Annotated in this window: 15 protein-coding genes and 1 tRNA gene; 4 read left to right on the forward strand and 12 right to left on the reverse strand. The window is 53.0% G+C overall.

All coding sequences use genetic code 11. The features are described 5' to 3' along the window. Window positions 1–23 precede the first annotated feature (23 nt). On the reverse strand, window positions 24–629 hold the full coding sequence (locus tag WCV85_00415) for a hypothetical protein (GenBank protein MFA6473319.1): 606 nt from the start codon (window positions 627–629) through the stop codon (window positions 24–26). A 705-nt stretch (window positions 630–1,334) separates the two neighbouring features. Next, complete coding sequence (gene ychF / locus WCV85_00420) at window positions 1,335–2,426, reverse strand: redox-regulated ATPase YchF (protein MFA6473320.1); 1,092 nt, start codon at window positions 2,424–2,426, stop codon at window positions 1,335–1,337. A 56-nt stretch (window positions 2,427–2,482) separates the two neighbouring features. Between ychF and WCV85_00425 the strand changes: the two genes are divergently transcribed. Beyond that, a complete protein-coding gene (locus WCV85_00425; protein ID MFA6473321.1) occupies window positions 2,483–3,481 on the forward strand; it encodes a hypothetical protein in 999 nt (332 codons plus the stop codon). Here the strand turns inward: WCV85_00425 and WCV85_00430 are convergent. The 4 genes from WCV85_00430 to WCV85_00445 form a co-directional block, all read right to left on the reverse strand. Continuing rightward, entirely contained in the window at window positions 3,478–4,305 is an 828-nt protein-coding gene (locus WCV85_00430) for a bifunctional 5,10-methylenetetrahydrofolate dehydrogenase/5,10-methenyltetrahydrofolate cyclohydrolase (GenBank protein ID MFA6473322.1), read from the reverse strand. The genes WCV85_00425 and WCV85_00430 overlap by 4 nt on opposite strands. A 229-nt stretch (window positions 4,306–4,534) precedes the next feature. Beyond that, window positions 4,535–5,755 carry a Mur ligase family protein gene (locus tag WCV85_00435; GenBank protein MFA6473323.1) on the reverse strand — a complete coding sequence of 407 codons (1,221 nt, stop codon included), beginning with the start codon at window positions 5,753–5,755 and terminating at the stop codon, window positions 4,535–4,537. A 105-nt stretch (window positions 5,756–5,860) separates the two neighbouring features. Next, window positions 5,861–6,502, reverse strand: coding sequence for an NlpC/P60 family protein (locus WCV85_00440; GenBank protein MFA6473324.1), 642 nt, complete (start codon window positions 6,500–6,502; stop codon window positions 5,861–5,863). 181 nt (window positions 6,503–6,683) lie between these two features. Beyond that, a complete protein-coding gene (locus WCV85_00445) occupies window positions 6,684–7,238 on the reverse strand; it encodes an NUDIX hydrolase (protein MFA6473325.1) in 555 nt (184 codons plus the stop codon). An 85-nt stretch (window positions 7,239–7,323) separates the two neighbouring features. On the opposite strand from WCV85_00445, the gene WCV85_00450 reads away from it, so the two are divergent. Beyond that, window positions 7,324–7,701: a hypothetical protein gene (locus tag WCV85_00450; protein MFA6473326.1), complete on the forward strand. Its 378-nt coding sequence runs from the start codon at window positions 7,324–7,326 to the stop codon at window positions 7,699–7,701. Window positions 7,702–7,772: 71 nt separating this feature from the next. On the opposite strand, the gene glyA is transcribed toward WCV85_00450, so the two are convergent. Further along, window positions 7,773–9,038: a serine hydroxymethyltransferase gene (gene glyA / locus WCV85_00455; GenBank protein MFA6473327.1), complete on the reverse strand. Its 1,266-nt coding sequence runs from the start codon at window positions 9,036–9,038 to the stop codon at window positions 7,773–7,775. Window positions 9,039–9,137: 99 nt separating this feature from the next. On the opposite strand from glyA, the gene WCV85_00460 reads away from it, so the two are divergent. Continuing rightward, entirely contained in the window at window positions 9,138–9,626 is a 489-nt protein-coding gene (locus tag WCV85_00460) for a hypothetical protein (GenBank protein MFA6473328.1), read from the forward strand. An 84-nt stretch (window positions 9,627–9,710) separates the two neighbouring features. On the opposite strand, the gene plsX is transcribed toward WCV85_00460, so the two are convergent. Both plsX and trpS read right to left on the reverse strand, forming a co-directional pair. Continuing rightward, window positions 9,711–10,733 carry a phosphate acyltransferase PlsX gene (plsX, locus tag WCV85_00465; protein ID MFA6473329.1) on the reverse strand — a complete coding sequence of 341 codons (1,023 nt, stop codon included), beginning with the start codon at window positions 10,731–10,733 and terminating at the stop codon, window positions 9,711–9,713. 108 nt (window positions 10,734–10,841) lie between these two features. Beyond that, the gene (gene trpS / locus WCV85_00470) at window positions 10,842–11,825 is read right to left on the reverse strand and encodes a tryptophan--tRNA ligase (protein MFA6473330.1); all 984 of its coding nucleotides are present in this window, start codon (window positions 11,823–11,825) and stop codon (window positions 10,842–10,844) included. Window positions 11,826–12,070: 245 nt separating this feature from the next. Here trpS and WCV85_00475 point away from each other — a divergent pair, with 245 nt between their 5' ends. Continuing rightward, window positions 12,071–12,733: a hypothetical protein gene (locus WCV85_00475; GenBank protein ID MFA6473331.1), complete on the forward strand. Its 663-nt coding sequence runs from the start codon at window positions 12,071–12,073 to the stop codon at window positions 12,731–12,733. A 331-nt stretch (window positions 12,734–13,064) separates the two neighbouring features. Here WCV85_00475 and WCV85_00480 read toward each other — a convergent pair whose 3' ends face one another. From WCV85_00480 to WCV85_00490, 3 genes are all read right to left on the reverse strand, one after another. Then, window positions 13,065–16,979 carry an IPT/TIG domain-containing protein gene (locus tag WCV85_00480; protein ID MFA6473332.1) on the reverse strand — a complete coding sequence of 1,305 codons (3,915 nt, stop codon included), beginning with the start codon at window positions 16,977–16,979 and terminating at the stop codon, window positions 13,065–13,067. A 240-nt stretch (window positions 16,980–17,219) separates the two neighbouring features. Continuing rightward, on the reverse strand, window positions 17,220–18,962 hold the full coding sequence (locus WCV85_00485; GenBank protein ID MFA6473333.1) for a ribonuclease J: 1,743 nt from the start codon (window positions 18,960–18,962) through the stop codon (window positions 17,220–17,222). A 368-nt stretch (window positions 18,963–19,330) separates the two neighbouring features. Further along, window positions 19,331–19,417 (reverse strand) — tRNA-Leu (locus WCV85_00490). Window positions 19,418–19,471: the final 54 nt, after the last annotated feature.

Consider the following 19,471-nt stretch of genomic DNA (forward strand, 5'->3'; position numbering starts at 1 on the left):
AATCAGCGCTAGGAATCGTAGAGTTACCACCGAGCAGTAATGAAATATGTCCCCGACTCATGGCTTTTTCTGTTTGCGTTTGGCACGCAGGGCGTGAGGAGCTGAATTTCGGTAGTGAGATTGAGGATTTTACAAACGGTGTAGATCTCAAAACTACGGAAATCCTTCAGCCAACTTGGATTGAAAATGTGCTTTGCTCCCTGCTTCTCGTTCGGAGGGACTGAGTAGTCACTTGAGGTTAGCTCCATTACGAGCATTCGATCGATCCCGGCTTGTGCAAGGTACTGGACTATCCCAGGAAGTTTTTTTGCGAATTCATGAAACGGCATGAATCGATGTTGGCCAACTGCACGTTGTAGGTCGGTCACGCCATGATCAGTATTTTCGCAACAGTGGAAACCTGGTTGCGGTAGAAAGTAGTGCTGCTGTTTGCAGCCCGGGCATTGGATTGTCAAACATTCGACAATGGACAATCCCACACAGAAAGCCGAAGTGTGAACATCTTTTTGGTCGGTTTCCGTAATTTTGTACGTGTACCCAGATACCGGACAGTGGAAAGTTTTGCCCAGAAGTTCCTTAAAGTGTGTTGGGAATTGGTGTTTAAAGGTTTCGTCAACAATAGCACGCATGGAAACTCCTTTTTATTGCGTTTGTTCATGTACGTTTGTAGTTTCTTACCCTATCAGCACAATTTCCACTCGTCAAGAAAGGCGCTTTGTGGATAAAAAAAGCGCCGACCTTTCAATCAGCGCTTATATATGGTTGCCCGTGACAAGGTCATCAGTGAGAGGGGATTAGCCTCTCGTAGATGGGATCACCTCCTTTACCGTAATGACCTGTACGGATGCAATCGGCTCAAAAGAATGCTTTCGAATCACTATAGCCTCCTGATGCTTCACACCCAGCACCTGGGGTTTTGAGGTTGCGTACCATGGTGTCGTTTTGGGTAACGAACCGTTTCGTCTTCAGTATAACGAAAAAACCTACACCCAGGGAAGAACTGGGTCAAGGTTTTGGATGTCGATAGGAGTATGGAGGGCAGGTAGAGTTGGAAGGTTAGCAGAGATGCTAATTTTCCCCTCCTTTCCAAGGAGCCGTCTGCGGCGGGTGCGAGCGAGTGCAGCACCCCCAGGTTAGGGGTGGTTCTGCTCTCCTTCTTTGTCATTCTGAGCCTCACTGCAGTGGGGCGAAGAATCTCCGTGGTTGGTTACAGTCTTCAGAGATCCTTCGAAGACTCAGGATGACAAAAAGCACCAAAGATCTCTACAGCTTTATGGCTCTACCCCGACGATCCCACTGCGGGATGTCGGGGCGGGTGGCTTTCTGGCTTCTTCCTACACTCCGACGCGGAAATGCGCCACGTCGCCATCGCGCATGACGTACTCTTTGCCTTCAATGCGCAGCAAGCCTTTGTCTCGGCAGCCAGACTCGCCGTACTGCACCAGATCTTTCCAATCCATTACCTCCGCACGGATGAATGCACTTTCAAAATCGGAGTGGATAACCCCCGCCGCTTCTGGTGCCAGCGCACCTTGGCGGACAGTCCAGGCTTTGGTTTCCATTTCTCCAGAGGTGAAGAAGGTGAGCAGCCCCAGGGTGTGATACGCCTTCTTTATCAACCGGTTCAAGCCGGGTTCAGTGAGGCCTAAGTCTTTCAGGTACGCGTCAGCTTCCTCCGTTGTGAGCTCTGCAAGTTCTGCTTCAATTTTTGCTGAGATGACCAGCACATCCTCCACGTTGAATTTGTTCGCCTCGGCAAACTGTTTCTGAAGAGTGTCCGCATTTTTTAATTCTGCTTCATCGGCGTTGATGACGTAGAGTACAGGTTTGCCAGACAAGAGCTGTAACTCCTTGATAAGCGGTCCCAAATCAGCATCTTCTCGAAACGTGCGAGCCGGGGTGCCAGCCGCCAACGCCTGTTCCAGTTTTTCCAAATGGGGGAGCTGTGCCACGCTGAGTTTATCTCCCGACTTCACTTTCCCCCGTGCTGTCTCCACCCGTTTCTTCACTGCCTCCAAATCCGCCAGAGCAAGCTCAGTGTCAATGGTAGCCACATCTTCAATCGGATTGACCCGGTTATCCACATGGATGACGTCGGGATCGGTAAAAGACCGAACCACGTGGGCAATGGCCGCCACCTCTCGAATGTTCGCCAAAAACTTGTTGCCCAAGCCTTCACCCTTGTGCGCGTCTTTCACTAAACCAGCAATGTCTACGAATTCAATAATCGTGGGCACAATTTTGCCCGACGCGCTGACCTTGGCCATGGGCGCCAGGCGTTCATCCGGCACTTCCACCACGCCCACGTTGGGATCTATGGTGGTAAAGGGGTAGTTTTCCGCGGGCACAGCCTTCTTCGTAAGGGCGCGGAATAAACTGGATTTTCCGACGTTGGGGAGACCAACAATTCCTATTTGGAGTGACATGTTGTGGATACTACCAGGCTTCTGCACTTTCTCCTAGTCAGGTATACTATAGGCATATGTTTGAGAACATCCCATCGCCTTCGGGTTCTCCAAATCCAATTCCACCAACGCCACCCCCGCAGCCCTGGGCGCAACCCACGGGTGGGGTACCGCAACCTGCAATGCCACCAGCACCAGTCCAGCCAATGCAGGATGGGAAAGACTGGGGACCGTTGAAGCCAATACGGAAAGTGCCCAAGCCTGGCGAAGAGCGCATGCAGTCCACACTGGCGGTTGCAACCATGCCCCAGGTGGCGGATGTGGAAACCAAAACGAAGCTCGGTTTAATCTTAGGGCTGGTTGGCCTTGTCGTCATCATTGGTGGTGGCACGGCAGCCTTTGTATTCTTTGGGAAGAAGACGGATGACTCGAAGCTGAACGATAACGCGAACAGCGTGGCTGTGCTGAGCAATGCCAACACGAACCGGTCAGTTTTCCCAGAGGGGAACAGCAATGTGAACCAGGCGGTGAATCAGAATGTAAATACTGCCGGAAATGTAAACACGGTAGGGAACGTCAATGCAGCGGGGAATGTGAATCAGGCTATTGTTCCAACTACTGCTGACACGGATAAGGATGGCATTTTTGATCAAGACGAGCTGTACTTGGGTACAGACCCGGCCAAAACTGATACGGATGGCGATGGGTACTCTGACAGCAGTGAGCTACGTAAGGGGTATTCTCCTGTGAGTACTGCAGAGCTCACAGTTGCGAACTACCACACCTACTGTACGGCGATGGTGGGTGGTGATGTCCCATTTGCTACTTGGACTAGCTCGGAAAGAGAAACGTACTGTACGAACTCGGAGACAGCGACGAGCCGGCTCCTTCCTCAGCAAAGATCATTAGATACCGCTGCCTTCACGCAGCTGGTTGGCGACGAAATAAACACGACAAAAACTTTTTGCACGGAACTCTTCTCCCAAGTCACCAATGAGCAAGAGACAAAGGCAAAAAACTGTGTCTTTAGTCTCAGTAGTAGTTTTGCGGTTTTCTTTCAGCTCCCAGCCTCTTAATTCTCAGCTAGTCGCAGAGTTCGCTCCAGCAGCATCGCCACGGTCACGGGCCCAACGCCGCCAGGTACGGGTGTTAGCCAGCCGGGCTGATTTGCCATACTCGCTGCGTCCACATCGCCCACCACTTTCCCGTCTACACGGTTAAACCCCACGTCAACAATAATGACGTCTGGTTTGGTATGTTCAGCTTTGAGGAAACCAGCTTTGCCAAGGGCAATGACAATGAGGTCGGCGTCTTTTGTTGCTTGGGCAAAGTCACGGAAGGGGGGGTAGAGCAAGGTCACGTCCAAACCTGCACGGGTGAGCAGCATGGCCATGGGTTCGGCGAAGATGGGGCCATTTGCCAGCACCACCGCTTTTTTTCCGTCTAGAGGTACGCCGGGAACTTGTGCCAAAGCCAAGACACCTTCGCACAAGCCAGGAGCCAGTGCACCCGGCACATTCTGCTTGTAGCGTTCCAGGTTGGTTTTGTGAAAGCCGTCTGCGTCTTTTGCGGGATCAATGGCGGAAACCACCGTGTCAGCATTCAGCTGGTTTGGCAGCGGGAGCTGGACAATCATGCCACTGATAGCTGCGTTGGCATTGAGTGCTTGGATTTTTTGCACCACCGTTGCTTCATCCACTGTTGCGGGAAAGCGGTGTACTTCGGCATGGATGCCAACCTGTGCAGCAGCTTCTTCTTTGAGGCGAACGTAGGTGACGGAAGCTGGGTCGTCACCAACCAAAACAATTGCTAAGCCAGGTCGGGTGCTGCTTGCGGCGCAGTGTGTCTTCACACTGCTGAGTATGCTATTAGCTAATGCACGACCGTCAATCTTCTGCATGAGTTACGAATTACGAATAGATACTACGAAAATACGAATTACGAAAAGGATATGTATGTAGAGAAGAGGAATTTTGATGGAGGGGGTCGCCACCCACCCACCTTCGCCGAAGCGGCTTCGCGCAGGCAGGTATCGGTATACGGCATCGTCAATCGCGTAACGTACCGAGTACCGGATCCGAAGCCTTACTTACGATACAGGCTGCGACACCGTCCTACGTTAGCCGAGTTTATTTCTTGGGGAAAGAACTTCGCTGTTCCACAATCTCCCTCTCAGCGTACCACATTTGGCGCAATTCACCGGCAAGGTAGAAGGAGCCGGTGATGAGTATGGCATCAGCCGGTGTGGCTGAACGGCGGGCTGAACGAAATGCCTGCAGGGAGGTGTGGTGCATGGAGGTTCGTTTTTTCGTTCCTAATGCTCGGAGTGCATTTGCTAATTCTCGCGGTTGGAGTGCTGGGGGATAGGGCTGACTAGATGCCGTGCAAAACCAGCCTGTCACTATGGGCAGCAGCGGCCGGAGGATACGCTGAGGTTTTTTGTGCGCGGTAATGCCAATGATGCATTTGACCTTTCGTATTCCTTGGGTGCGGAGGGCGGCTACCAGAGCCTGGGCTTTCAGCTGGTTATGACTCCCGTCAATGATGACCGGCAAGCGGTCAGGCATGCGTTCCACTCGAGCCGGGAGACGGAGGTGGCGCAAGGTTGTCTGGATCACCTCAGGCTTGAGTTGTAAGAACTGGCAGGCAGCCTGGATGATTGCTGCATCTAGTTGGCTTGCTGGGCCCCGGAGAGTGCCAACCTGCAGTTTTGTCGAAGGACGCACCACGGTCACTTTTGCCCGCGCCTGCCTAGCCTGCTGTTGAATGATGCCCAACAGTTTTGGTTCAGTCACGCCGGTGATTACCGTACAGCCAGGTTTGATGATTCCGGCTTTTGCGCGGGTGATAGCTTTTCGCGTCCGGCCCAGGATCCGTTCATGGTCCATGCCAATAGCAGTGATGATTGCTAGCTTCGGCGGGCGGATGATATTCGTAGGGTCATTTTTCCCGCCCGCGGCCACTTCAATGACCGCCCACTGGATTTTGCGTTTCTGGAAGATGAGTAAAGCCATGGCAAACAGCGCTTCAAAGTGTGAAGGCTGGAATTTTTTTGCAAGTGTACGAATTGCCTTCTGCACTTTCGCAAACGCCCAGAGAAAATCTTGCACCGATGTTAGTTTGGCGCCGACGGTTATACGTTCCAGGGTGGTGGTCACGTGTGGAGAGGTGAATGTGCCAACGCGTTCTCCTGCAGCGTGCAAGGCTGCGGCAATACCCGCGACCACCGTGCCTTTGCCCGCTGTCCCGGTCACGTGGACGTACCGGAACCCTCGCTCCGGATTTCCAAGCAGGTCAAGCAGTGCCTGGGTCCGCTGCAGACCCAAGGCAGGATCCACGCTTCGGGGCATAAAAACCTGCTGTGGCAAAGCCTCCAGGAATTTCTGGCTGCGTCGGTAGGCGTGAAAGTGAGCAGGGGAGAGTGCCATAGGGTAAAGAAGAGAGCCGCTTGAAGTTTAATCAGAGCGGCTCTGGGAAGCAAGGTGCTTGCGAAGGAAGGCCAGGAATTCCCTGGGCGTCGAAAAGCTCAGCAGCGTGTCCGGTAGTACCACAACGGTTACTTGATGGACATTGGGCAAGAGTCTGCGAATGGCCATCACCGGGTGGACAAGGTTAGCTATAGGAATCTCCGTTACTTTTTTGGAGCCATTCCCGGCATGCATGCAGCTCGTTGGGCTGGTGGCTAGTGCCACGTGGCCAATCCCCTCGGGGAAATCCTTGTGTCGCCACGCACGTGGCCCAGACGTGAACAGTAAGTCGCCGGCCTGGGGTTCGGTCACCGCTACTCCTGCTTCAATCTGCAAATGCGTGTAGCGTTCCAAAAAAATGCCCGCATGGGCGTACACGATTTTTGTGAGGCTGGAGCAATCAAAGGCGGTAGGTGCCAAGGCAATTGCCGCACCTAAACGGCTGGGTGTATCCAGAAATGTTCTGGCTACCTGCATCAGGTCATGCGTAACCAGTCGGCAGCTGAGATCGCCGAAGATTTTTTCCACAACCACTAGGGGTAATGGCGATGACCGACTGAGCTCCTGCAGCGCGGTTGGAATGTCCAAGGCAAGGAAGCCTAAGGTCGGATGAACGTCGCGGAGTTGCACAGGCACTCCTTTCTGGTTGCAAGGTTCAGGGTTTATTCTGGGGCTACTGTAGCGGAGTGTAGGCGAGTCGGCAAGGATCGGGGTATGGAAGCTAGTTAGGGTTTTGAAGGAGGGCATTTGTATACTTTTTACCTATATCCTTCCATCCAACAACCATTCTAGCGTCAAAACCTAAACCTAATTAATCTAGCAACGTCTTCCACCCCTTCATCCGCACCACGTACGCGGCACGGGTGATGAAGTACGCCAGCACCGGATCTTCTACCTTACCAGTCATGGCCAGTTCCTCGGCTTTGGCTAAGGGCATTGGTACTGGCCGAATGTCTTCCCCCGGGTCACCCGGAAGTTTGGATGGTGTAAGACCAGTGGCGATGAAAGCCATTATTGGCCAGTGCTTGTGCCGCGGGGAGCGGTAGAAGAGCTTGAGCTTCTTAGCCTTGAACCCGGCTTCTTGCTGCAGTTCAAGTTGCGCAGCTTGCTTGGGTGTGTAGCCCTTGTCCACTTTGCCAACCACCAGGTGCCAGATGTGCCGCCGGGCAAGCTCTTTGTATTCCCGAGTCATTACCAGCCGGCGTTTGGCATCAAACGCTAGAACTACGGCCGTGGGGACGCGGTGTAGGTACTCAAAGGTTTTCTTCTGGCCATCCGGCAGCGTCGCAGTTGTGTGGCTGATGTTGTAGATGATTCCCTTGAAGACCATGCGGTGCTTGCCCAGGGTGGTATGTTTACGTGTCATAATTGTAGTGTACGCATTCCTTGACAGGCGCACAACTCAGGCGTAAGGTCGAGGCAGAAAATCGTCTCTTTACAGAGGAGGAAACGTGAAAACCGTAGTAATGGAGCAGCTTGACGGAAGATCGCAAACTCTGGATCTGCCTGAACTCACTGATGAGCAGCTGCATGATTTAGCCGACGCCCTGGAGATTTTGCGGGGCAATTGTTCTATGAGCCCTCGAAAGTTACAAGGCGAGCATGCTCGTATTGCCTCGTTGGTGCTTCGGGGGATGCCATTTGACCAGCTGATTGACCAACTCCATGGCCAGCCTACAGGAAGGCGAGACGTTCGGTGGGATATTATCAGAATGCCAGATCAATTCTTTTGGCGATTTATGCTTCTTGCATATGAAGTCGCTCAAGATAGTACCATTTGCTTGAAGTCCTTAGAACGCGTGGTAAAAGACTTCGGGCTTTCATCGTAGGATGTCAAACGAATTTTGATCATTAGAAAGCCGTCTCTCTCGAGACGGTTTTTTTCATCCAAGATACCAAATTAGTACAGCGGATGTGCCTGAGTCAAACTCTTCACCTGCACCCGCGCAGCATCTAAGACTGCTGTATCACCAGGATGTTTGAGGACGTTCACCATGACCTCGCCAATGATTTTCATGTCAGCTTCGGTAAAGCCACGCGTGGTAAGCGCGGGTGTGCCCAGGCGAATTCCAGATGGGTCCAGCGGTTTGCGGGTGTCGTAGGGGATGAGGTTGGCGTTGAGGGTAATGCCAACCGTGTCCAGCAAACGCTCAGCTTCTTTGCCGGTAATGTTGTACGGTGAAACATCCGCCAGAATCAGGTGGTTGTCCGTGCCGCCGGTAATCAGTCGGAGACCAGCACTGGTAAGCGCTTCGGCTAGCACTTGGGCATTTTTTACAATCTGTTTTCCGTACTCCATGAAGCTGGGTTGGCTGGCTTCCAGTAAGGCTACGGCAATAGCCGCGGTTTGATGATTGTGTGGTCCACCTTGCAGGCCGGGGATAATGGCTGAGTCAATTTTTTGGGCTAGGTTTTTCTTTGCCTCAGGCCGGAGGCGATCCGCCACCTTAGGCACCAGGATCATTGCTCCGCGTGGACCGCGGAGGGTTTTGTGCGTGGTGGTCATGACCACATCGGTATACGGAACAGGGGAGGGATGGACGCCAGCGACGACCAAACCGCTGATGTGGGAAATGTCCGCGACCAAGTACGCGCCCACTTCGTCGGCAATTTTGCGAAACGCAGCAAAGTCAATAATCCGTGGATAGGCGGTGGCGCCGCACATGATGAGCTTTGGCTTCACTTCCACGGCTTTGGCGCGGATGGCATCGTAGTCCAAGCGATGCGTTTCCGGATGGACGCCGTACCCTGCGCTGTGGAAGAATTTTCCAGAAACATTGAGCTTGTACCCATGCGTCAGGTGCCCGCCCTGCGCCAGGTCCATACCAAGAATGGTGTCCCCGGGCTCCAGCAAGGCAAAGTAAATGGCCAAGTTCGCCGGCGAACCAGAGTAAGGTTGGACATTCACGTGCTCCACGCCAAAGAGTTTCTTCGCACGTTCCCGTGCAAGTTCCTCTACTTGGTCAATGACCTGGTTGCCGCCATAGTACCTGCGGCCAGGGTAGCCCTCGCTGTACTTGTTGGTCAGGACTGAGCCCATGGCTTCCATCACTGCTTGGCTGGTGAAGTTTTCCGATGGAATCATTTCCAAACCCTCGCGTTGGCGGGCGAGTTCCTGCTGGATGAGTTCAGCAATCGCGGGGTCGGTTTGTTGGAGGGTGGACATACAGGGAGTGTAGCGGGTTTATTATCGTATTGACAACAGGGGATAGTGCGCTAAGGTACGGGTAAACTCGAAAACAAAAACTTATAGCAGAGGAGGAAAATGTACCTTACGGAAATTCCAGAAATGCTTTTTCGTGCCTTTGGGCAGAAACCGGTGCAACGTGAGGGGAAAGCGGTGGCTCAGCTTGTACATGGGTCAGTGATCGTCCTGAGGCTGGCAGCTGAAGAAAATCAGGTCAGTGTCTATCCCAATGAGCGGCTGGCGCTGAACACAGATGACGAAGATCATCCCGATTTTACCCTCAGCGCGGTTGAACTCATGACCAAGAATTTTCATTCCAAATTTGGTAATGAAGTGCAGACACGAATTATCCACCGACTTCGAGACAGCGAGAGTTTGCTGCGAAACCCAAACGGCGTGACGGTGTATAAGATTCTGGCGCGGGCGGCGGAACTTGCCTGTGGATCCGGCTGCCTGACCCAAGCGTGGTGGAAAGATTTTCCCAAGCAGAAGTGGGATTTTCCGGCTAGTCCATGGGAGCAATTCTACCTTCGTTCGGCAGAGCACATTCCAACCCAAGAAAAGTAAAACAGTATCCTGGTCACAATGGCCAGGATTTTTTTTCGAATAGAAAAACGCGCACTCGTGGGTTACGATGGTGCGCGTTGGGGGTCAAGAGCGTTTTACATTGTCTGCAATGAGCTGGTTGATGTTTGCGTGTACAGCCGATCGAGCGGCAGCGATAGCACTGAGAATTGCTTTGGGCGTGGATTTGCCGTGGGCAATAATGACGGTGCCCTGAATACCCAAGAGGGGAGCGCCGCCATACTTCTCAACGTCGAAGGTTCGTTTGAGGGCTCCGATCGTTGGTCCCAGGAAGACTCCTTTGGCGAGTAAGGCGAAGCCCTGTTGGTCGAGTCTGCCACGACGAAGAATTTTCTTTACAATCGCATTGAGGGCTGGCAGGAAACTCTCCGCTAGTTTAAGCAAGATGTTTCCGGTAAATCCATCGGTAACCATGACATCGGCTTTGCCCCACAGAATATCACTCCCTTCAAGATTTCCGATGAACCGATGCTCATTGTGCGTCGTCATCGCTTGCAGCAGTTCGTGGGCCTTCCGAGTAGCGTCGTTTCCTTTGGCAGGTTCTTCTCCAATGCTGATGAGCGCAATCCGAGGGGTTTTAATTCCGAGGATATGCTGGGCGTAGATACTACCCATCATCCCGAAGTCGGCAAGCTGCTGGGGCGTGCAATCAACACTGGCGCCAACATCGAGAATGACACAGGGCCCCTCCACAGTTGGCATGGTGACTGCAATGGCGGGACGCTCAATGCCAGGCAATGGTCGGAGCGTTACTACAGCCAAAGCCATGACCGCCGCAGTATTGCCCGCACTAATGAAAGCCTGGGATTGTCCCAGGGTTTGCTGCTCGAGTCCAAGCATGATGGACGATCGGCGTTTCCGCCTGGCGCTTTCCAGTTTTTCGTCCATCGCGATAACCTCGGATGCATCGCAGATATGCAATCGAAGATTCGAATATGTTTTACCCTTGAGGTACTCCTGAATGACTCCGCTGTCGCCAATAAGATTGATAGAGAAGTCCTGAGGCAGTTCCTGTAAGGCAAGCAGCGCGCCATCTATTGGGACGTCAGGGAAGCTGTCGCCACCCATAGCATCAACGGTAATAATCATGCGTTCTCCTATCGAACATTGTGAAACTTCAATTTTTGGAGTGTGAAAAGTAACCTCCTTTTGGTGTTGGAGGCATTTTGGCACACCTGTGCCAGGGGTCAAGCTGGCCTACGGCTGCAATCCAACCTGCCGCATGACTTCCTGCAGAGTTTGCTCTGCGACCTTTGCAGCCTGGGCATTGCCTTTTGCCAGGGTTGCGACCAGTTTTTTTGGTTGAGCCAAGAGGGCTGTGCGTTCCTCGCGGAAATGCCCAAAAGTGCGGTCTAGCACGCCAGCCAGTTCGCTCTTCAAATCCGAGTAGCGGATGGTGCCCGCAGCTTCTTCACGCTTGAAGTGCTTGGTAGCAGTAGCGTCAAATTGGTCCAGGATAGTCAGGAGATTTTCCACTCCAGGGTTTGCTTCGCCGCCTTTGGTGGCTGTCACTGCTCGGGCAAGTTTCTTGGTGATCGTCTCAGGCTCATCTGACAGGTTTATGACATGCTGGTCACCCAAGGACTTGCTCATTTTTTTGGTTGGCTCCAACAAGCTCATCACTTTCGGGGTAGGCGTCAGAATTACCTTTGGCTCTGGGAAAGTTTCGCCAAACCGAGTATTGAATTTCCGTGCGAGGGTGCGGGTGAGCTCCACGTGCTGCACCTGGTCTTGGCCCACGGGCACGCCAAAGGGTTTGTACAGCAGAATGTCGGCAACCTGCAGCACTGGGTAGGTGAAGAGGCCCACGTTCACGTTTTCTTTCTGCCGAGCAGCCTTGTCCTTGTACTGGGTCATGCGCTCCAGCTCGCCCATGGGGGTGAGGGTATTGAAAATCCAAGCCAGCTGGCTATGGGCCGGAATGGCAGACTGCAGGAAGATGGTGGAGAGCTTGGGGTTTAGCCCTAGTGCCAGGAAGGTTGCGGCCACTTCCAAAATGTCTTGGGTTTTTTGCTTGGGGTCAAAATTCTCCGTGAGGGAGTGCAGGTCAGCAATGAAGAAGAAGCAGTCGTACTTGCCGCTGTCCTGTAGGTCAACGAAGTTCTTCAAAGCGCCCAGGTAATTTCCCAGGTGGAGCTTGCCAGTAGGCTGGATGCCAGAAATGATGCGCGGTTTGGACATGAGGGTAGTATACCTACCTATTGACATAACTGCCAACCTGTGGTAGTATAATTTGTTTCATAGCACCTTAAAAATTACTTGCAAAACCTAGGTAGTCATAGCCAAAAGTGACCGAAGGTCATCCTCTGGTCCCGCTCTACAGCGGGATGAATTCCGCGATAGAGTCCATTCTCGGTATTTTCTGGCTATGACTACTCACAGTGAGTATTTGAGCATTTACATAAACCAAGAAGGAGGATGTCGCCATGTCAGATAACATGCCCCCATCCACAGATACACCGATAACTAGCGAACAGATTGACCGGCTCTATGAACGGTTTGTCGCCGGTCTGAAGAGTGGGATCGCGAAGTACGTCCATGAGAGCGAAGGTACTGCGTTGGTTGACGAGTTCGTTGCTCTAGTGGGCCGACGTGTCGAAGCGCGTATGCACGTCGCGAATATGCGTATTGAACTAGATGTGCTTAGTCGCCGACCCTTTGACCCCGTACAGTTCCTCGGGAATAACTGGCGTATCGTCGACCGGATCGGAAAGCGTGGCGGTGACAGTTTGCGTGCTAGCGACATTGTCAGTAAGGTCTATTTACACGAAGGCGAGACCAGTATCAATGGAGGAGAGCTCCCCAATCGTATCAAGGCTAACCCTGATGATGTACAGCTTGATGCCGAAGACTTTCTTGCCCTCTGGCAGGAAAACGGTCATAAGATGCTGAATACGCTCTATGAGACAAAGGGTATAACCTGGTTGTCATTCTGGGGAACCATTCTGAAGTCTATGGGCAGACGTTACGTTCTCTATCTGGGTCGGCACGACTACGGTTCCTGGTTTTGGAGCTTTGCTTTCATTGACGCCGACGACTGGGATGCCGATCATCCCGCGGGTGTGTACAAAAGAAGTTCTTTGGGCTGAATCTCAAAATCCTGCATCTTGATTTCGTTACAAACGAATGATGGATGCAGGGTTTTTTTGTCCAATGAATGATGGCAATAAGTATATTTTCCGCCTCCCCCAACGGCATTATCGGGGTAGGGACGTAGAGACTTATTCATAAAACCCAGAGCGGCTTTTCTAAGCCGCGGTGGTTTGTTGGTGACGAACGGGCGGGAGGATCTCCGAAGAGTGTAACCTCCCACGGAGATTCTAAGTCCCACTACTGTGGGACTTAGAATGACAGTAAAGGGATAATCCAAAACCCCCGCCTCAGGTGTGGGGCGGGGGAGCGAGTTATGTAGATCTTCGCTTACTGCGTTTTCACACTCACAGTGCCGGAACAACCATCTGGGTTCACCACTTTCATGGTGTAGGCCTTGTTTTTGGTAAGCAGCGTTCCATTGAGCGTAGCGGTGATTTGTCCGCTATTTTTGAATTTAACAGCCGTTGGCACGCCGCCAATACTCACGACCACGTTCCGGTCAAAGTTTTTACCCGTGATTGTCAGTACAGCCTTCGCGTTTGTCGTTGCAAGTTTCCCAGTGACTTTCAGAGAGGCTGGTTTGAGAACCTTGAGACGCACTGCGGTGCCAGCAATGCTAATGCGTGCGCTGCTCTCATTGAGACTGGTGGGGGTAAATTTTCCCTTGCTAAAGCCGTAGACCTTTAGGCTGTTCTTCCCTCGGTTCTGTACCAGGACGGTGAGGCTGGCAACACCCGCCTGCTGCGCTTCCAGCGTGGTGACCCGAACCGTACTGTTCGATTTTGCGCCAGTGTCTACGGCGTATGATGCAAATTTTTTCATTGCATCAAAGACGAGCACTTTGTTCTTCCCTGTTGACTGACTGGTCACAATATCACTCTTGCCGTCTTTGGTGATATCCGCCAACAGTAGATTAATGGCGCCATTGTTCTTAAACGGGGCTAGCGTTTTGTACAACTTTCCACTGAGGGTGAATACTTTCACGCTGCTCGTGCCTTTCTTCAGATTCTCACTTGGGGAGACGAAGATGAGCTGACCTGTTTTCCCACCAAAGTTCGTGGTTGCAACATTCAGCGCAGTCCCAGCAAAGGCGGTAATGGTCTTTGCTTTCTTGCCTGTCCCAATGGTGAATTTCCCTTTGTTCTTCCCGGTGCCCACGCTCACCGCAGTGTTGGCTTTCGCTTTCCCGTTGGAGGTTGGGCTCCACTTGGAGAAGTGGTCACTGGTGACGGTCAACGTGTTATTCGTAGCATCTTGCGTGGCATTTGATGGGGTTTTCCACGTATTCGTGGTGTCGTCAAAGTAGCGGGGGAGTAAGGCGCTTTCATCAACGCCCGCACCCTCCAGCATTTTGTCCGTGTACTTGAAGGTGATCGTGACGTTCGAATTGAACTTCGTGATCTCCGCCCCGGTTGTAGCATTCGTCGCTTTGAAGTCGTACCCGTACCAGGCGGGTTTCGCATCTGCCTGGCTCATCAAATTGGCTGTTGGCGTTGCCGTGATGGTGACATTCCCACTCGTCGCGAAGGCAGAAGCGCCAGCGACCACGGTGGTACCATCTTCCAGGGTCATGGAGAATGCTTGGGTCGCATCTGTGGTTTGTGAAACTGGATTGGGGATGCGGAAGTTCGCATTCTTTGACAGGACGAAGTTCTGCGTAATGGCTTTTTGCGTGCCGTCGACGACAATGGTCACCTCTTCGCTGCGGAAGAAGTCATTGCCAGCCGGAGCATCACAGCCAATGTGCCACACACCCTTGGAAACGTTGATTTCGTACTTCCCAGCTTGGACTTGCCCACCGGAGAAGTTCCCAGATTCCTCCCAGCCGTGGCACCAACCAAACTGGCCACCCCCCACAACCTTCCCGGTGATTTTGGCGTCTGCTTGGCGGAGGGCGAAGGTGAGATTCGCAGTTCTCGCACTCCCGCGGAAATCAACCGTTTGCGCTTGGGCAGGCATCCAGGGCGAACCCGGCGGGGGATTCACGCGTACTTCGTACAGGTGCCCGCTTAGAGTCGAAAGCGTCGCAACGCCTTTCGCATTCGTCATGGTGTTCGTGTGCAGGACGTTTTTAAAGTCCTCTGGTTTTGGCCCACTTCCCATGACTTGATTTCCTTGATCAGTGCTTTCACCTTTCACTTTGCCCTTAAAGAAAGACGCACCGGTGAGACCGCTTTCCCCACCAGCTGGCGGAGCGAAATCTCTACACATTTTTTCATTTTCCGGTTTTGAGCAGACCGCCTTGCACTCCGCTTCGGATTTGCAACCACCGGGGCCGGTCTGCGGGCCACTTGGGCCTTTGTCTGGTCCTTTAAATTTTCCACACTCCGCTTGGTTCGTCGGCACCATGCAAAATTTCACACAGCTACCCACGTTTTTGCAACCACCTGGGCCAGTGGAAATGTCAGGCAGCTTCATTGCCTCACACTTCTTAATTTGCGCTGCGTCCTTCTTTTGGTAGGCTTTCATGCACACCTCAAATGCATCACCTTCTTTCCCATTCTTGTCCTTAAACTGGGCAGCGCCAAGATCCTTCGGGCCGTTGTTGGAACCACCTTGGTCTCCGGGTTTCCCAAAGAGTTCAATTTCGTTTCCCGCGTCAGCAAATGCCTGCACAGGGGCGCCGGTGGGATCTACCACAGAAATGTTGATTTTTGCATCACCAACCAGAGCGGTAATGTTCTTCACCACATTCTCACCTGCGTGCACTTCAACCTTGTCTTGGCCTTGGTTCGTGTTCAGCAAGCCCGTACCGTCACTGAAGTGGTAGTTAAACTGGTAGGTACCAGCCACCACTGAGACTTTGTAACTGCAATCCGACATGAATTGCACGCCTCGGCCGCCTTTTTCCGTGCTATTCACAAAGATATCGCCGAAGCTGAACTGACCAGCCGGTGGGGTGCAGGTCGTTAGCGGAATGCCATTCTGGTCCACCAGCGCGCCGTAGATGGAGGAGTTGTTCTTGACGACCCGAAGCGTTGCGGTGCTTGTGCTGTCTGCAACCACGGAGACGGTCGTGGCTTCTGCCATGGAGTACTCAGCCTCGGGTGGCAGGTTAATACCTAGTTTGACCAAGGAGAAGACGGAGGACGGCATTTTAATGGTTGCGTGCCCATCTTGCATCAGCGGGCCGCCAAAGTTCTGGCCAGGGCCAAATTGGTCCTCACCGGCTTTTTGTGCGTACACGTAGCCATTCAGGCCGGTCGCCAAGGTGCCGTCTTCCTTCATCACGCTCACGAGGATAGTGGCATCGGCTTTTACGATTGTAATGTCGCCAAAGCCAAATGCGGAGGTGTCGGTATCGAGTGTCGTCTCCAGAGGCTTCCCATTGTAGACGTAGGATGGTAAACCAGCATCTTCAGGTCGCTGGTAATTGTCCACGTTCAAATTGCAGCGCCCGGCAAGGATTGCAAGATCAAAGGTGCCATCCGCACCTGAGGTGGCATTGCCGTTGACCCCCGGCTGTGGGCCATTCTGGGCTCCAGACGCACCCGGAGTCATGCAGAATGCATTCATACGAATTCCCGAGACAGGCGTACCACTTCCATCAATCAGCCGACCGGTGAGATGCGCGGTCTTTGCTTTCACCACGAAGTTTGCGGTGATGGTTTGGCCATCAGCAATGACCACTGCGGTTTGCGGGGCAGACAAGGTTTGATCTGGGCTCCAGAAGCCAAGGTTAAAAGATCCCGCTGGTACGCGCATGGTGTAGCTGCCGTCCGTCACGCGGGCATTGCCACCTCCACCCGGGCCGCTCGTTGACCAAGCGTTGATATTTGCATCCGTAATCGCTACCCCGTCCTTCGTGACGGATCCGGTGATTGTGGCCGTTGCTTTGGTCACTTGGAAATTGAGTGTACGACTTTCTGTTGTTGCATCAGCACTGAATGCAATATCCGGGATTTGCTCATTGAACGTCCAGTCAGTAGCGGAGTTTGTGTCAAAGTTTGCCCCGTACAATGATCCTGCAGGCAGGAAGACACTAAAATTTCCGGAAGCGTCGGTTGTGGCGTCGCCACCCCCAAAACCCGTTTGGGTTTTTGGCCAGAAGTGCAGTAGTGCACCGGCAACTGGGGTGGTGGTTCCTTTGTACACCACCGTTCCGGTAATGTTCTTTGGTCGTTCTTCGGCTCGGGCGGAAAAGGTGTTGAAGACATTTCCCCCCAGCGGACCAGCGAGGGTGATGAGCACTGTCAGCATACCTACGCTGGCACGGACTATCCGAAACGTTGACTTCTTCATACAGAAGGAAGAGTTAAGGAGAAACGAAAAACCGACCGCCGACAAACGATCGGAAAAAAAGTGAAGAAATTTGGGCGAAGTCACTCATGGAGTAGCCGACAAGCAAACGACCTTGAGGACTGAAAAGTGATTATACTATACCAAACTCCTACCTGAGTAGGCAAATGAAGGATCAAGACTATCCGAAACCTCAACCTTCTGCGTTGTCAGTTGTTCGTCGTGCGTTGTCTGTTGTTTACCCTACACGTCCAGAATCACTGGGATAATCATGGGCCGGCGTTCGGTCTTCTGGAAGAGGAAGGTGCCCAGGCCATCGCGGAGGCGGGTACTCAGGTAGCCTTCGTTCACCCCCGTGCGTTTGTCAACGTCTTTCAGCAGCGCGTGAACTTTCTTCTTTATCTCTTCCAGGAGGCGGGTGTTGGTCTTGGCGTACACAAACCCATGGGTGATGATGTGCAGGTCGTTGACCAGCTTCCCAGTTGTTCGTTCCACTTTGGCAATGACCACCACCATGCCGTCACTGGCCAGGGTTTGGCGGTCACTGAGCACAACGTTGGATACGTCACCGACACCCAGTCCATCCACAAATACGTAGTCGGTCCGCACTTTCTGGGGGTAGAGTTTGGGCTTGCCGTGGGTGAACTCCAAGACGTTGCCGTTGTCCAGCACAAAACTTTTGTCTTTTGGAAAACCTTCTCGAAGTGCCAGCTTCTGTGCTTCTTTCAGGAAGTAGTGGTTGGCGTAGACGGGTAAGAAGAAGGTGGGCCGGATTTGCTTCAGCACGGCCATCATATCCGTGGCGGTGCTGTGGCCAGACGTGTGCACGTCCATGATGTCGCTATGAATGACATTATCCGTGAGTCGGTAGAGGTTGTCCTTCAAGCGCTGGATCGTCCGCTCGTTCCCCGGGATGACCGAGGAAGAGAAGACAATGGTATCCGTCTTTCGGATTTTCACCGTGCGGTGGTCGCCATTCACAATCCGGGACAGGGCAGCATTACTCTCGCCTTGCGCGCCGGTGCAGAGAATGATGACGCGACGGTCGGGGTAGTCATGAATGCGGTCAATGGGAATCAGCAATTCTTTCCGCATCTGGATGTACCCAAGCTGCTTGGCGATTTCCACATTGGTTTTCATACTGAATCCATCCAAGGCAACTTTCTTGCCCAGTTTTTGGGCAAACTCCAGGAGGTGCTTGATGCGCTCCAGCTGGCTGGAGAAGGTGCCAATGATCAACCGGCCTGGTGCCTCGCGTACGAGTTTTTCCAAATTGGCGTACATCACCCGTTCTGGCACGCGCTCTTTGGTGCTCATGGAACCCAAGGATTCCAACATGAGAATGGACGGCTTGGGTACGTTGCGGAGTTGGGTGTACTCAATGCTCTGCCGACCCACTGGGTCTTTCTCGTACGTCCAGTCACCTGGGTGGATGACGGAGCCGTGTGGGGTTTGGATCACCACGCCCACTGCGTCCATGATGGAGTGGTCGACGGGGAAGAAGCTAATCTGGAAAGCGCCCAGCCGCAGCCGGTCTGTCACTTTCTTAATGACAATGGTGCGCAAATTCTTTGCTGCGCCTTTCTGGTAGTCCTCCACGCGGTGCTTGATCATCGCCAAGGTGAGCGGGCGGCCAGCAATTTGCGGGTAGCCCAGCTGCTCCAGCAGAATGGCGGAGGCGCCAATGTGGTCCAGGTGGCCGTGGCTGAAAATCACCCCGCGGATGCGGCGCTCTTTACCTTTCAGGTAGGAGAGGTTGGGAATGATGTAATCCACCCCGGGCATGTCCTCCTCCGGGAACTGCACGCCCATGTCCAAGATAATGATGTCATTTCCGTATTCGAAGATGGTGCAGTTGCGTCCCACTTCTTCGTTGCCGCCAATGGGAATAATCCGCAGGCAGTCCTTGGGCGGGAGGTTGAGCGAGGGTTCTGGCCGCACGAAGCGGCGGGTTGGTGTTGGTCGTTGTCGTCTATTTTTTGCCATGTTGTTTGATAATTGAGATTCGAGAGTTGCAGGCATTGCCTACAGTAAAAAGTGAGATTAGTGGTGAACGTAATTGAGGTTACCGAAGAAGGTTACAGGTTTTGCATTCCCGGATCCCCGTTGAGCGGAAGCACAGCCCGCTCTGGGGCGAGCACTGAACACTATCTTGGGGTCCCCACAGACGTGGCGCGCAACCATGTCTTCATGGTGAGCACGCGTCTGTGGACCGGTGTGCCAGTCTTTTGTCCCACAAAGTTGTGAATTCAGATGGCTCGCCAGCCGTAGCCCGAGAACAAACGTCGTGTCCTCCTACGCTCGGAAGCTTCGGAGGACAGCCTTCGCCCTCGTCAAAGCCCGAGGGCGAAGGCTGGTGCCGGAGAGAGGACTTGAACCTCCATGGGATTGCTCCCACACGGCTCTGAACCGTGCGTGTATACCAATTTCACCACTCCGGCGTATGGTTCGCCATTTCTTATAAACGGCGGCTAACGAATGACGTGCCCCGCAGA

Source organism: Patescibacteria group bacterium, from assembly GCA_041665345.1.
In the GTDB taxonomy this organism is placed as follows: domain Bacteria; phylum Patescibacteriota; class Patescibacteriia; order PEXW01; family PEXW01; genus JBAYJA01.

Coding starts and splice junctions, on each gene's coding strand:
- glyA (MFA6473327.1), bottom strand. CDS start 9,038: ATGTCCACCCTCCAACAAACCGACCCCGCGATTGCTGAACTCATCCAG.
- WCV85_00475 (MFA6473331.1), top strand. CDS start 12,071: ATGTCAGATAACATGCCCCCATCCACAGATACACCGATAACTAGCGAA.
- ychF (MFA6473320.1), bottom strand. CDS start 2,426: ATGTCACTCCAAATAGGAATTGTTGGTCTCCCCAACGTCGGAAAATCC.
- trpS (MFA6473330.1), bottom strand. CDS start 11,825: ATGTCCAAACCGCGCATCATTTCTGGCATCCAGCCTACTGGCAAGCTC.
- WCV85_00425 (MFA6473321.1), top strand. CDS start 2,483: ATGTTTGAGAACATCCCATCGCCTTCGGGTTCTCCAAATCCAATTCCA.
- plsX (MFA6473329.1), bottom strand. CDS start 10,733: ATGATTATTACCGTTGATGCTATGGGTGGCGACAGCTTCCCTGACGTC.
- WCV85_00485 (MFA6473333.1), bottom strand. CDS start 18,962: ATGGCAAAAAATAGACGACAACGACCAACACCAACCCGCCGCTTCGTG.
- WCV85_00415 (MFA6473319.1), bottom strand. CDS start 629: ATGCGTGCTATTGTTGACGAAACCTTTAAACACCAATTCCCAACACAC.
- WCV85_00460 (MFA6473328.1), top strand. CDS start 9,138: ATGTACCTTACGGAAATTCCAGAAATGCTTTTTCGTGCCTTTGGGCAG.
- WCV85_00480 (MFA6473332.1), bottom strand. CDS start 16,979: ATGAAGAAGTCAACGTTTCGGATAGTCCGTGCCAGCGTAGGTATGCTG.
- WCV85_00445 (MFA6473325.1), bottom strand. CDS start 7,238: ATGACACGTAAACATACCACCCTGGGCAAGCACCGCATGGTCTTCAAG.
- WCV85_00430 (MFA6473322.1), bottom strand. CDS start 4,305: ATGCAGAAGATTGACGGTCGTGCATTAGCTAATAGCATACTCAGCAGT.
- WCV85_00435 (MFA6473323.1), bottom strand. CDS start 5,755: ATGCCCCGAAGCGTGGATCCTGCCTTGGGTCTGCAGCGGACCCAGGCA.